This window comes from Methylobacterium sp. EM32, from assembly GCF_040593685.1.
GTDB lineage: Bacteria > Pseudomonadota > Alphaproteobacteria > Rhizobiales > Beijerinckiaceae > Methylobacterium.
In genome coordinates this window covers 1-12,920 of sequence record NZ_JBEXZS010000209.1, presented here as the reverse complement: position 1 = coordinate 12,920, position 12,920 = coordinate 1, and the positions used below count along the sequence as shown (strand labels likewise).

Here is a 12,920-nt window from a genome sequence, read left to right as displayed (position 1 = left end):
GCGCCTGAGGGAGCTTGGCATCGCCCTGGACGACGTTGATGAGGTCGTAGACCACCCGGCGCTCGGCGCCCATGATGAGGTCGAGGTTGCGCAGGCCGACGTCGAAATCGACCACGCAGACATTCTGCCCGGCCTGGGCGAGGGCGGCCCCGAGGGCTGCCGTCGTGGTGGTCTTGCCCACCCCGCCCTTGCCGGACGTCACCACTATGATCTTGGCCATGGACAATGCTCCCCCCGGACAATCGGGATGATGCGGCGCCCCGGATGCCGGGTCGCGCGCTCACGGGGTTGTTCGAGTGTCGTGTTCTGGTGTGTCGGCCGGGCGGGCCGGGGTGCACGTGGCGCCCGCGAAGCCCCGTCCGGCAATCGTCGTCGTCAGTCGAGGGCGGCGATGCGGAGGGTTTCCCCTTCGAGCCAAACCTGAACCGCCTTCTTGCGCAGCTTCGGGTCGGTTGTGTCGGCGGTGCGGAACAGGCCGTCGATGCCGATCAGTTCGGGCTCGAACTTGCGGCAGCAGATCCGGGCCCGGGGATTGCCGCCCGCACCCGCGATGGCGCGGCCGCGCAGCGCCCCGTAGACGTGGATCGAGCCGCCGGCCAGGATCTCGGCGCCGGAGGCGACCGAACCCATCACCGTCACGTCGCCCTCGGGATGGTAGACCGACTGGCCGGAGCGCAGCGGGGTCTCGAGGACGAGGGAGTTCGGCTTGCGCGGCTCCGGTGGCTTGACGGCCTCCGGCGCCTTGACCTCGAGGGCCTTGGCTTCGGGCTCCGCCATCGCGGCCGGGCGGCCGCCGCTGAGGAGCGGCGGCAGCGCCGGGCCGAGCCAGGCCGGCTCGGCCTTCTCGACGCCCATGATGCGGATGCCGCGCTGCTTGAGCTCGTCGACGAGGCCGGCGATGTCGGGCGTCGCCGCCGCGGCATCGTGATCGTCCCCGGCGGGCTCGGCCGCCTCGGGTCCGGCCGCATCCCCCCGGAGGGAGTCCTTGGCCAGGCCTGAGACGTCCAGAATCACGGCGCGCTCGGAGAAGAGCGTCGGCGAGCGCTGCACCAGGGCATCCAGGTGCGAGAACCAGTCGCCGAGCGGCGTCTCCGGCGCGAGCACGAGCGCCCGGAAGGAGCGACCGCGCAGCGGGAGGGAGGGGCGGGTGAGGCTGATGCTGGTCACGGCGGTTGATGAGTTGTTACCGGACACCATGAAGCGCGCAGCATGGTTACCGGATCGTTAATGTCGTCCCGAATCGGCATAAGGCGGGTCGGCGGGGCACAGGCGCCGCGGCGAGCCCGGCACCGGAGCGAGCGGTTCGGCGCAGACGAACAAAGGCCTGCGCAAGCGCGGGCCCGGACCGGTCAAGCAGAAAGCGGCGGCGCGGACGGTCAGCCCAGGAAATCGCCGCATTTCGGCGGCGGCTCGGTGCCCCACGGCATCAGCGGCACCGTCGAGGTCGAGTTCTTCGGCGAGCCCTGCACCACCTTGTCCGAGTAGACCATGTAGATCAAGGTGTTGCGCTTGGCGTCGCAGCCGCGCACGATCTGCATGCTCTTGAAGATCAGCGAACGGCGCTCGCTGAACACGACCTCGCCCTGCTTCATCTTGCTCTTGAACTTGACCGGCCCGACCTGGCGACAGGAGAGCGAGATGTCGGAAACCTCCTCGGCGAGGCCGAGCGTGCCCTTGATGCCGCCCTTCTCCGGCTGGGTGTAGTGGCAGGCGACGCCGGCCACGTCGGGATCGTCGATGCCGTAGACCACCAGCTTGTCGTTAGGCGTCAGGGGGCGCCAGACCGTCGACTTGTCGAAGATCCGGTCCGGCTCCTGGGCCAGCGCCGCGCCCATGGTGAGCCCGAGACAGGCCACCCCGCAGAGAGCCGTGAGACCCCGCCGCCACACCATCGCATCAACCTTTCCTTGAAGAAGCTTAACGTATGTAGGGAGGCTGTCGCACGGCGGCGAGGGCGGTTAGAACGGAGCCGTCCCGTCCTGCCACGCTTGGCGTCCCCGCCCGCGGGGCGGCTCGTTCTCGTCCGCCGCCCTCCTCTCAAGGGCGGATCGTCCTCGCATCACGGCCGGTCCCCGAACGCCATGACGCTGCTTCGCCTCACGGTCCGGCTCATCGCCGGTGTCCTTGCGACCCTTTCCCTGTGCCAGGCCGCCCTGGCCGAGCCCAACGCGGCTGCCTGCCAGCGCGTCCGCGCCGAGCTCGCCGGCCTGCAGCGGGACGCGAATCGCGGCCAGATCGAGGAGATCCAGCAGCTGGTCGCCTACCGCCAGTCGATCGGCTGCGAGGGCGGGCGCTTCCTGTTCTTCGACATGCGACCGCCGCAATGCGCCCAGGTCGAGCAGCGCATCCGCGCCCTCAACGCGGGCTACGGCGCCGGGGCCCGCGAGGTCTCGAATGCCCGCCGCGAGCAGCTGATCGCGGCCGTCAAGGAGTCCTGCACCGGCCTGCAGAGCGCCGCGGCCTCCCAGCCGAAGCCCGCCGACGGGTTCGGGCGCGGCGGTTCGCAGGTGATCTGCGTGCGGATGTGCGACGGGGCCTATTTCCCGATGCCGAACCTGCCCGACGGGCGCGAGGGCGCCGACGAGATGTGCCAGGCGCTCTGCCCCGGGGCCGAGGCCGCCGCCTACTCAATGCCGCCGAGCGACAGCGGCCTGACCCAGGCCGCCGCGATCCAGACCAAGCGGTCCTACTCGGCCCTGGCGAACGCCTTCAAGTTCCAGAAGGCCTTCGTGCCGAACTGCTCGTGCAAGGGCACGCAGACCTGGGCGCAGGCGCTGGTCAAGGCCGAGAGCATGCTGGTGCGCCACAAGGGCGACATCTTCGTCACCCCGGCCCAGGCCGAGGCGATGTCGCGGCCGAAGGTGCGCCTGACCCTGGTCGGCCGCGCCGACCGGGCCGCCGCGACCCTGGCCGCCACCGCCGCGACGCGAGTCGAGGACGGCACCGCCGAGGCCGCGGAATCGGCCCGCGCGGCCACCCCCGAGGAGCGTCCCGCGGTCCGAATCATCGCCCCCAACCTGATCCCGGTGCCCCTGACCGCCCGGGCGGACGGTCCGCAGGCCGCCGTGGCGGCGGTCCCGACCCCGGGCGCCGCTCCCGTCGCCACCCCGTGACCTCCCCCGTCCCGGCGCGAGCGCCCCGGGCCGGTTGACCGCAGGGAACCAACTCGCCGTCAAGGTGTTCGAAGGGACCGACGACGGACGAGAGGTTCCTCCCGATGCGCCCTGCCCGCGCGCTGCTGCTGACCGGCACGATCCTGCCGGCGCTGCTGCTCCAGCCGATTCTGGCGAGCCAGGCTCTCGCCAGCCACGCTCTCGCCGGCCACTCGCTTGCCGGCCCATCGGCGGCGCGAGGCGACGACGTGATCCGGCTGGCCCAGGGCGGGCCGGGAGAGCGCGGGCCCGGTGGACCGGGAGGCCCCGGTGGTCCGGGCGGACCTGGAGGTCCCGGGGGTCCCGGGGGTCCCGGCGGCGAGCGTGGGCATGGCGGCCCCGGCGGTCCGGGTGGCGGCCCGCGCCCGGAGCGGGGCCCGGCCGAGCGGCCGGAGCCGCGCGAGCGCCCCGAACCGCGACAGGAACGCCCCGAGCCCCGGCAGGAGCGGCCCGAACCGCGACAGGAGCGGCAGGCGCCTCGACCCGAGCCCCGCGAGCGCCCCGAGCCCCGGCAGGAACGCCCCGAGCCGCAGCGCGAACGTCCCGAGCGGCCGGAGCCGCGCGAGCGCCCGGCGCCGCCCCGCGAGCGGCCCGAACCCCAGCAGCGGGAGCGGCCCGAACCGCAGGAGCGCGGGCCGCAGGGTCGTCCGGATCGGCCCGATCGCCCGGACCGCCAGGAGCGGCCGGACCGTCCCGATCGGCAGGATCGCCCGGATCGTCAGGAGCCGCGCGGCCAGCGCGGCGAGGAGCCCGGCCGTCCGCCGGCCCCGCCGCAGGATCGCGGCCCCGCCGCACGTCCCGACCAGCGGGAGCGCCCTGCCCCCGATGCCCGGCCGGACCGCCGCGACGACCGTCCCGATGCACGTGACGAGCGCCGCGTGCCCGACGCCCGGCCGGATCGCCGCGACGACCGTCCCGATGGACGCGACGAGCGCCGCGGACCCGACGGGCCGGGCCAGCGCGGCCCGGGCCAGCCGCCTGCGCCGGGTCAAAGTCCCGATCGTCAAGGACCCGCTCCCGGCCAGCCCCCTGCCCCGGGCCGCGCGGCGCCGCCGGCGCCCGGCGAGCCGCCGCCCGGCGCCCCGGGTCGCGGACCCGGCCGGCCGGACGCCCCCGGCGCCGGCCCGAACGGCGCGCCGCTGCCGCCCAACCAGCAGCCCGGCGTGCCGGGCCGACCCTTCGTGCCCGGCGGGGCCGGCGCGCCGCCCGACGGCCGCGATTTCGACCGGCGCGATCCGCGCGATCAGGACCCGCGCGATCTCGATCGCCGGGACGGTCGCGACCTCGACCGCCGCGACGGCCGCGACTTCGATCGCCGCGGCGACGACCGGCGGGACTTCGACCGGCGGGACTTGGACCGGCGCGGCCCCGACGACCGCGGCGACCTGCCCGGCGGCTATCGCCGCGACGCGCCGGACTACGTCCCGGGCGGCTTCCGCCGCGGCGACATCGACGTGCGCAGCTATGACGACGTCCGCCGCGCCCGGCGCGAGTACAACGAGAACGGCCGCCTGATCATCCGCGAGCCCGGCCGCGTGATCGTGCGCGACGACGACCGCTACTTCCTGCGCCACGACGAGACCGAGCGCTTCCGCCTGCTCGACCGCGACGCCCGCGTCGAGCGCCGCGGCCGCGACACGGTGACGATCATCGACCGCCCCGGCGGCTACCAGGTCTTCACGGTGGTGGACGACGACGGCCGGCTGCTGCGGCGCTACCGCCGCGGTCCGGACGGGCGCGAGGTGGTGCTGATCGACAATTCCTACGCGGGCCCGCCGCGGTCGATCCAGCAGGACGTGGTCGTGCTGCCGCCGCCCGACATCCGCATCCCTCGCGACCGCTACGTGGTCGAGGCCGAGCGGGCCGACCAGGGCGCGATCTACGAGGCGCTGACCGCCCCGCCGGTCGCTCCGGTCGAGCGGCGCTACACCCTCGACCAGGTGCGCTACAGCCCGACCCTGCGCGCCCGGATGCGCAGCGTCGACATCGACACGATCACCTTCGACACCGGCTCGTGGGAGGTCACGCCCGACCAGGCCCAGCGCCTCGCCACCATCGCGGCGGCGATCAACCAGGCGGTCCAGAACAACCCGCAGGAGGTTTTTCTGATCGAGGGCTACACCGACGCGGTCGGTGCCGATGTCGACAACCTCTCGCTCTCCGACCGGCGCGCCCAGTCGGTGGCCGAAGTGCTGACCCGCGACTTCAAGGTGCCGCCCGAGAACCTGACCACGCAGGGCTACGGCGAGCAGTACCTGAAGGTGAACACGCAAGGCGCCTCTCGGGAGAACCGCCGGGTGACGGTGCGGCGCATCACCCCGCTGATCCAGCAGCAGCAGGCCCAGCAGCAACCGCAGCAGCAGCAACAGCGCTGACGCCGCGCGGGAGCTGGCCCCTGTTGCTATGAACGCTGTCCCCGCCCCTCCTTCGCCGAGGGGTGGGGACGGCTTTAACGGCACGATAAGGTGTCGAGGTGTGGTACCGCACAACAATCAGGCGGAGCGAATCTGGAGCAACTACAAACAGCTGAAAACTCTGAGCGCCTGTTTGATCTATCGGCAGCATCTTATCCCACCCACAACCTCATCCTGAGGTGTTGGTCGATTGAAAATCGACTGATCTTGAGGGAGGCTCCAGGTATCGCGGTGATTTCTGGAGCCCTCCTTCGAGGCCGCTACGCGCCACCTCAGGATGAGGTCGTGGGTGGGATGGAAGAGCGTTTCGCGACGTAGACCTCGCACGTCAAATAGGCTCTGAACGAAGATCGACAGCATCACCATCGATAGCGTCATCTCAGGGCTCGACGAGGTCGAGACCCCGGGATCCACAACTTCGGACGATGCCGAACGGAGCGGACCACGTTCCGCTTCATCCTGAAACCTCAGCGGTTATGGATCTCGGGTTCCGCTGCGCGGCCCCGGGATGACATCGAGGGTTTCAGTTCGGCTTGCCAGTGTAAACAAGCTCTCGCTCAGACGCTCGCCCGCTCCACGGCCTCCAGGACCGCGGGCGGGATAGCGGGAACCTGATCCGCCTGCACGCCCCGTCCGAGGGCATCCCCCACCATCACGATCGCCGGCCCCTCGAGCCCGGCCGCCTCGACCCGGTCGGCGAGGTCGCGGGCCTCAGCCCGCACCACCGCCTGATCGGGCCGAGTGGCGTTGAACACCACCAGCGCCGGGGTCCCGGGCGGCAGGCCCTCGGAGACGGCCTGGGCGAGGAGGCTGCGCAGGGTGCGCTTGGGCATGTAGACCACCGTGGTCACGGTGGGGTCGGCCAGCGCCTTCCAGTTCAGGTCGTCCGGCAACGCCCCACGGCGGTCGTGGCCGGTGACGTATTGCAGACGCCGCGCCGCGTCGCGGTGGGTGAGCGAGATGCCCAGCGAGGCCGCCGCCCCCTGTGCCGCCGTGACGCCGGGCACCACCGCGACCGGGATGCCGGCCTCGCGGCAGGCATCGATCTCCTCGCCGGCGCGGCCGAACACCAGGGGGTCGCCGGATTTGAGCCGCACCACCCGCTTGCCGCTCCGCGCCAGCGACACCATCAGGGCGTTGATGTCGTCCTGGCGGCAGGAGGGACCGTGGCCGGTCTTGCCGACCAGCATCGTGCGCGCCTCGCGCCGGGCGTAGTCGAGGATCTCCGGGGCGACGAGGTCGTCGTAGAGGATCACGTCGGCGCTGCGAAGCGCCCGCAGGGCCTTGAGGGTCAGGAGTTCGGCATCGCCCGGCCCCGCGCCGACCAGGACCACGCTGCCGCCCGTCGGCACGGCGTCGTTCTCGGCGATGAGCGCGTCGAGATCGGCCCGGACCGGCGCCCGCTCGGGCTCGGCGAAGGCACGGTCCGTGAAGCGCTCCCAGAACGCCCGGCGCTCGCCGAAGGCGTGGTAGCGCGCGCTCACCTCGGCGCGCCAGTCGCGTGCCGCGCCGACCCAGGCCTTGAAGCCGGCGGGCAGCATCGCCTCGATGCGCGCCCGCACGGTCTGGCCGAAGACCGGGGCGGCGCCCTCCGTCGAGATGCCGACGACGAGGGGCGAGCGGTTGACGATGGCGCCGAACGAGACGTCGCAGAGATGCGGCCGGTCGATGGCGTTGACGATGGCGCCCGCGGCGCGGGCCGCGCCGACGAAGCACGCGCACTCGCCCTCGTCCTCGAAGGCCGCGATGGCGAAGGCCGCGCCCACGAGGTCGGCCGGCGACCAGTCTCGCTCGTGCAGCACCACTTTGCCGGCGACCGCCTCGGCGGGGGCGCCGCGCATCTCGTCGGTGGGTTCGGGGGCAAACACATCGACATGGGCGCCGGCGGCGGCGAGCAGCTTCACCTTCCAGGCCGCGCCGCCATTGGCCCCGGCCAGAACAGCGCGCTTGCCCGTGAGCGTCACGAAGACCGGGAGCACGGCCAGGGGCTCGAGGCCCGGGGAGCGGGTCTCGCGGGGAGCGCGGGGCGTACGCATGGGAAAGGAAGCTTCTGACACGAGTCTCGGGAAATCCTGCGCCATCAGATGCGCCTATGCGGAAGCGGGTGCAAGTTCCCCGGCCTCAAGTTCTGCGGCCAGCAGCTTGCGGATCTCAGGGATGCACGAGCCGCAATTCGTGCCGGCCTTGCAGGCGGCTCCCACCGCCTCGACCCCGTGCGCCCCGCCCTTGATTGCCGCCCGGATCGTGTCGAGCCCGACGGTGTGGCAGGCGCAGACCAGCGGCCCGGTGCCGGCGCTCTCGGCCCGGCCGGAGATCAGCGCCCGGCGGGCGGAGGGCTCCAAGAGCTCCTGGGTGCGGAAGAACGCCTTGGCGGCGTCCCAGGTAGGGCGCTCGGCTGCCGGCGCCAGGGCAATCACGCCGAGGAGCTGCCCGTCGCGGAAGGCGGCGGCGCGGTAGCGGCCGCGGCCCGGGTCGGCGTACTCGCTGAAGGTGGCGCCGGGGAACAGCTCGCGCATCAGGGCGGCGGCCTCGGGCGCGCCGTCCTGGGCGGCGAAGATCAGGCCGGTCGCGCCTTCCAGCGTCGCCCTCGCCCACCACCAGCCGAAGGGTGCTGCCACGCTCTCGCGGGTGATGAGGTAGCCGCGGGAGCGGTAGGGCTCGGGGGCGATCGAGGCCGGGGTCGCCTTCAATTCGGGCTGGCCCGAGACCGGGTCCACCGCCCCCTGCGCCAGCGCGCCGACGCGGCCGTCCGAGGTGTTGGCCTCGCTCCAGTGCATCGGGGCGAACAGCACGCCGGGTTGCGCGCCCGGCGTCACCATCACCTCCAGCACCGCGGCGCCATGGGCGGTGCGGATCCGGGCGAGGTCGCCGTCGGCGAGCCCGGCCGCCGCCGCGTCGTCGGGATGGACCTCGACGAAGGGGACGGCACGATGGGCCGAGAGGCGCGGGCTCTTCCCCGTGCGGGTCAGCGTGTGCCAGTGATCGCGCACCCGGCCGGTATTGAGGCGCAACGGGAGCGCGTCGCTAGTCGCTTGCGCTAGGACCGGCTTCTGCACCGCGACGAAGCGGGCCTTGCGATCGCGGGTGAAGAAGCCGCCATTGGCGAAGAACCGCGCCTGGGGCGCCTTGCCCTTGCGGGTCAGCGGCCATTGCACCGGCGCGGCGGCGTCGTAGGCGGCGTCCGAGATGTCGGAGAGCCCGCCGAGGTCGAAGTCGCGGCTGCCGCGGTTCTCGAACTCCGACAGGGCGGCGTGCTCGCGGAACACCGCGGCGGCACTCGGCCAGGCGAAGGCCTTGGCGTGGCCGAGGCGCTTGCCCACCTGGGCCATGATCCACCAATCGGCCCGCGCCTCGCCCGGGGCCTTCAGGAAGGCGCGCTGGCGCGAGATCCGGCGCTCGGAATTGGTCACCGTGCCGTCCTTCTCGCCCCAGGCGAGCGCCGGCAGCAGGATCGCGTTGCGGGCCCGCACCGTGTCGGTGTCGGCCACCACCTCGGAGACCACGTAGGTGTCGAGTTTCTGGAGCGCCGCCCGCACCCGGTCGGCCCGGGGCATCGAGACGGCGGGGTTGGTGCCCATCACCCACAGCGCCTTGATCTTGCCGCGCTCGATCGCCTCGAACAACGCCACCGCCTTCATCCCCTCGCCAGTGATGATGTTCGGCGCGTTCCAGAACCGGCGCACCAGGTCCACCTCCTCGGGGGTGAAGTGCATGTGCGCCGCCAGCATGTTGGCGAGCCCGCCGACCTCGCGCCCGCCCATCGCGTTGGGCTGGCCGGTGAGGGAGAATGGCCCCATCCCCGGCTTGCCGATGCGGCCGGTGGCGAGGTGGCAGTTGATGATCGCGTTGGCCTTGTCGGTGCCTTGCGCCGACTGGTTCACGCCCTGCGAGGTGGCGGTGACGACCCGCGGCGTGGTGCGGAACAGCTCGAAGAAGGTCGCGACCTCGGCCTCGGCGAGGCCGGTCGCCGCGGCGGTGGCGGCGATCGTCGGGGCGATCTGGCGGGCGCGCTCGAGCGCCGGCTCGAAGCCGGCGGTGTGCTCGGCGATGTAGCGCGGATCGAGGGCGCCGTGATCCGCGAGGTGGACCAGCAGCCCGGAGAACAGGGCGGTGTCGGTGCCGGGCTTGAGTCCGAGGAAGAGGTCGGCCTCCTCGCCGGTCTGGGTCCGGCGCGGATCGATCGCCACGATCCTGGTGCCGCGCTTGGCCCGCGCGTCGAGCATGCGGCGGAACAGGATCGGGTGGCACCAGGCGGTGTTGGAGCCGACGAGCACCAGGAGGTCGGCCTCGTCGAGGTCCTCGTAGCAGCCGGGCACGGTGTCGGAGCCGAAGGCGCGGCGGTGGGCCGCCACCGAGGACGACATGCACAGGCGCGAATTGGTGTCGACGTGCGGCGTGCCGATGAAGCCCTTCGCGAGCTTGTTGGCGACGTAGTAATCCTCGGTCAGGAGTTGGCCCGAGAGGTAGAACGCCACCGAGTCCGGCCCGTGCGCCGCGATGGTGCGCTTGAAGCCCTCGGCGACGGCATCCAGCGCCTCGTCCCAGCTCGCCCGCCGCCCGGCGATGGCCGGGTGCATCAGCCGGTCGTCGAGGGACAGGGTTTCCCCGAGCGCCGAGCCCTTCGAGCACAGCCGGCCGAAATTCGCTGGGTGCTGCGGGTCGCCGGCGACGCTGGCGCCCCCCAGCCCGTCCGGCCGGGCGAGCACGCCGCAGCCGACGCCGCAATACGGGCAGGTGGTCCGGACGGGGGCGGCCTCTTGGGTGAGGGCCGGCACGTGCAGGTTCATGGGAAGAGCCTTTCGCCGGGGGTGGGGACGGGGAGCAGACAAGCAATGTTCGAGCCGCCGAGTGCCTTCGGCGGCTCGCCGATCATCCGAGGAGATCGTCCAGGCTGACGTCGAGGACCGCCGCGATCTTCCGATAGGTCTCGACCGTGCCGTCTCGCTTCCCGGTCTCGATTTGCGACAGGAAGGCCTGGGAGAGGCCGGCCTGCTCGGCGAGGGAAGCGGCGTTCAGACCGCGGTGCTCGCGCCAGACGCGCATCCGGCTCTCGCCCGAGAGGAGACGGTCGACGATCGGGGCCGGGATCAGCTCCTCGTCCCCGGCGGCGAGGCGCTGTCGGAATTCGGCCACGGCGATATGATCGGCATTGTCCTCGGCAGCGTCGAAAACCATGGTCAAGACCTATGAAACCGCCTGAATTGACATGCCATCAAAGCATGTTCGATAGATTTTATTCTCTCCAATCTACAACCTCATCCTGAGGTGTGGAGCGATCGAAGATCGCGGAGCCTCGAAGGAGACCTCCAGAAGTCTCGCGATCCCTGGAGGCCTCCTTCGAGGCCTCCGCTTCGCTCCGGCACCTCAGGATGAGGTCGTGAGTGGGATGGAAGAACGGGCGCCGCTCTCAGTACACGTCCGCCTGGTACCGGTTCGCCTTCTTCAGCGCGGCGAGATACGCCACCGCCTCGTCCGGGCTCTTGCCGCCATGGGTCGCCGCCACGTCGATGATCGCGCGCTCGACGTCCTTGGCCATGCGCTTGGCGTCGCCGCAGACGTAGAAATGGGCGCCCTCCTCCAGCCAGCGCCACAGCTCGCGGCCGTTCTCGCGCATGCGGTCCTGGACGTAGGTCTTCTCGCCCCCGTCCCGCGACCAGGCGAGCGACAGGCGGGTCAGCACGCCCTGGTCCTTCAGGCCGTTGAGCTCGTCGCGGTAGAAGAAGTCCGAGGCCTGACGCTGGTGGCCGAAGAACAGCCAGTTCTTGCCGGGTGCCTTGACGGCGGCGCGCTCGCGCAGGAAGGCGCGGAACGGCGCGATGCCGGTGCCCGGGCCGACCATGATGACCGGGGTCTCCTGGTTCTCCGGCAGGCCGAAGCCGTGGGCCTTCTGGAGGTACACCTTCACCTTAGCGGTCTCGGAGAGCCGTTCGCCGAGATGGGTCGAGGCGACGCCGAGGCGCAGGCGCGAGCGGTGGCTGTAGCGCACCGCGTCGACGGTGAGCGAGACCCGGCCCGGATCGGCCTTGGGCGAGGACGAGATCGAGTAGAGCCGCGGCTGCAGCTCGTCGAGGGCCTCCAGGAAGACCTCGGCGTCGGGCCGGGCGCCCGGGAATTTATGGAGGGCGCCGAGCACGTCGAGATAGGCCGCGTCGCCGTCCGGATCCTCGCCGGCGCTCAGCGCCTGGGCCTTCTTGCGCTGCGCGCCGGAGGTGAGGAGCGAGAGGAGCTGGAACAGCCCGTCGGGCGCGCCGCCGAGCGAGTAGTTGGTGAGGAGATGATCGCGCAGCGTCTTCTCGCCGAGCTTGGTGGCGATGATCCGCTCGGGCCGGGCGCCCAGCTCGGCGATCACCGCGTCGGCGAGAGCCGGAGCGTTGGCGGGAAACAGGCCCAGCGAATCGCCGACCACGTAGTCGATGCCGGTGCCGGCGAGATCGATCTCGATGTGCCAGGTCTCCTTCTCGCCGCCGGGCGCGTTGAGGCGGCGGCGCGAGAGGAAGACCGCCTCGGCCGGGTTCTCGCGGCAGAGACCGTAGGGGCCGACTTGAGCCTCCGCTTTCGGGAACTCGTCGGCGGTGGGCGCAGCGCCGGCCGGCGCCGCGGTGCCCAACTCCGCCTCTAGCTTCTTCAGCATCCGGAGCGTCTCCTTGCCGCCGGGCTGGCAGAGGTTCAGGCGCTCCTCCTTCTTGAGGAAGATGGCGTTGGCATAGTCGGCGCAGTTGTAGCCGCACTGGCCGCAATCCTGCTGGGCCATGGCGGCCATCAGCTTCTGCGGCTCGGATCGGTCCTTGGCCAGGGTCATGCGGTCGTCGAGGCCCATCGATGGGTCGTGCCAGGGCGCGTCGCCGTTATCGGCCAAGGCCGGACCGCCGGGCGCCTCGCCGGCCGGAAGCGCGGTCGCGCCCTCGACCGCCGGCCCGAGCAGGGCGGCGAAGTAGCCCGACAGCCAGGCGCGCTGGTCGGTGCTGAAGGGAGCGGATTCGGGGATCAGGACGAGCGGGGGAGCGACGTGCTGGGTCATCGGGGGTTACCGAAGGAGAGTGGCAGTCAGCGTCAAACGGTGAGGCGCCGGGTTTCTCCTCTCCCCGCGGGCGGGGAGAGGGCTGTCTTCCCGTCCAGGGAACACAGCAAGCGGAGGCGAAGCCGGAGCGGGGGTGAGGGGGTGTTTCCGGAGGAGTCTCACGCGGAGACACCCCCTCACCCACGACCTTCGGGCTTGCCAAACCCCCTGAACGAGGGTTCGGCCCTCTCCCCGCCCGCGGGGCTACGGCCTTAACGGATTTGATTCGTTCGCCGGAAAACGCCGTGCAGTGCGCGGCCAAGCCGAATCTAAGGTTGAAATCAGTACCCGCAGAGG

Annotated in this window: 10 protein-coding genes; 2 read left to right on the top strand and 8 right to left on the bottom strand. The window is 71.8% G+C overall.

Translation table 11 applies throughout. The features are described 5' to 3' along the window. The 3 genes from ABZT49_RS27420 to ABZT49_RS27410 form a co-directional block, all read right to left on the bottom strand. A partial coding sequence (locus ABZT49_RS27420) for a P-loop NTPase (protein ID WP_355290767.1) occupies nt 1-220 on the bottom strand: 220 nt, incomplete at its 3' end. A 155-nt stretch (nt 221-375) separates the two neighbouring features. Then, nucleotides 376-1,167, bottom strand: a complete 792-nt coding sequence (minC, locus tag ABZT49_RS27415) for a septum site-determining protein MinC (protein ID WP_355290766.1) — start codon at nt 1,165-1,167, stop codon at nt 376-378. Nucleotides 1,168-1,376: 209 nt separating this feature from the next. Next, nucleotides 1,377-1,835, bottom strand: a complete 459-nt coding sequence (locus ABZT49_RS27410; RefSeq protein ID WP_355290769.1) for a CreA family protein — start codon at nt 1,833-1,835, stop codon at nt 1,377-1,379. Between the two features lie 246 nt (nt 1,836-2,081). Between ABZT49_RS27410 and ABZT49_RS27405 the strand changes: the two genes are divergently transcribed. Continuing rightward, nucleotides 2,082-3,113 carry a DUF2865 domain-containing protein gene (locus tag ABZT49_RS27405; protein WP_355290764.1) on the top strand — a complete coding sequence of 344 codons (1,032 nt, stop codon included), beginning with the start codon at nt 2,082-2,084 and terminating at the stop codon, nt 3,111-3,113. A gap of 59 nt (nt 3,114-3,172) precedes the next feature. Here the strand turns inward: ABZT49_RS27405 and ABZT49_RS27400 are convergent, their stop codons facing one another. Next, nucleotides 3,173-4,159, bottom strand: coding sequence for a hypothetical protein (locus ABZT49_RS27400; protein WP_355290762.1), 987 nt, complete (start codon nt 4,157-4,159; stop codon nt 3,173-3,175). Between the two features lie 156 nt (nt 4,160-4,315). Between ABZT49_RS27400 and ABZT49_RS27395 the strand changes: the two genes are divergently transcribed. Further along, nucleotides 4,316-5,527, top strand: coding sequence for an OmpA family protein (locus ABZT49_RS27395; protein ID WP_355290760.1), 1,212 nt, complete (start codon nt 4,316-4,318; stop codon nt 5,525-5,527). A 596-nt stretch (nt 5,528-6,123) separates the two neighbouring features. Here the strand turns inward: ABZT49_RS27395 and cysG are convergent. From cysG to ABZT49_RS27375, 4 genes are all read right to left on the bottom strand, one after another. Then, the gene (gene cysG, locus ABZT49_RS27390; protein ID WP_355290758.1) at nt 6,124-7,602 is read right to left on the bottom strand and encodes a siroheme synthase CysG; all 1,479 of its coding nucleotides are present in this window, start codon (nt 7,600-7,602) and stop codon (nt 6,124-6,126) included. 54 nt (nt 7,603-7,656) lie between these two features. Next, on the bottom strand, nt 7,657-10,353 hold the full coding sequence (locus ABZT49_RS27385; protein ID WP_355290756.1) for a molybdopterin-dependent oxidoreductase: 2,697 nt from the start codon (nt 10,351-10,353) through the stop codon (nt 7,657-7,659). Nucleotides 10,354-10,435: 82 nt separating this feature from the next. Beyond that, nucleotides 10,436-10,741, bottom strand: a complete 306-nt coding sequence (locus ABZT49_RS27380; protein WP_355290755.1) for a helix-turn-helix transcriptional regulator — start codon at nt 10,739-10,741, stop codon at nt 10,436-10,438. A 232-nt stretch (nt 10,742-10,973) separates the two neighbouring features. After that, nucleotides 10,974-12,584, bottom strand: a complete 1,611-nt coding sequence (locus ABZT49_RS27375) for a sulfite reductase subunit alpha (protein WP_355290753.1) — start codon at nt 12,582-12,584, stop codon at nt 10,974-10,976. Nucleotides 12,585-12,920: the final 336 nt, after the last annotated feature.